The organism is Zobellia russellii, assembly GCF_018728565.1.
Classification (GTDB): Bacteria; Bacteroidota; Bacteroidia; order Flavobacteriales; family Flavobacteriaceae; genus Zobellia; species Zobellia russellii.
Genome location: NZ_JACSOI010000036.1, coordinates 1 through 380, shown reverse-complemented (window position 1 = coordinate 380; position 380 = coordinate 1). Strand labels below are relative to the sequence as shown.

Genomic DNA, 380 nt, shown 5'->3' with positions numbered 1-380 from the left:
GAAGATTCCGCGAACAAATCGGATGACGTAACACTAGCTGATGCCACAAATACCAAGTTCCCAACGGAACTCGCCGTGAAGACCTATGTGGACGGGCAGGTCGCCGCTACCGCAGATGACGATATTACAGGAGCTTCAATCGATGCTTCCAGTGTCTTGAAAATCGACGAAGGGACTTCTTCCGTAACCGTGGACCTTTCAGCTTTGGAAGAATCCGCAGATATCACCGCCGTACAGAACGACGTAGACCAGAACGAAGCAGACGCCGATGCAGCTATTCTCGCAGTTCAAAACGATGTAGACCAAAACGAAGCAGATGCTGATGCCGCGATACTTGCCGTACAAAACGATGTCGACCAAAACGAAGCGGATGCAGACGC

The 380-nt window shown here is 51.1% G+C and carries 1 protein-coding gene; it reads left to right on the top strand.

All coding sequences use genetic code 11. The features are described 5' to 3' along the window. Nucleotides 1–380: hypothetical protein (locus tag H9565_RS20085; protein ID WP_215442155.1), on the top strand; the 380-nt coding region annotated here is incomplete at both ends.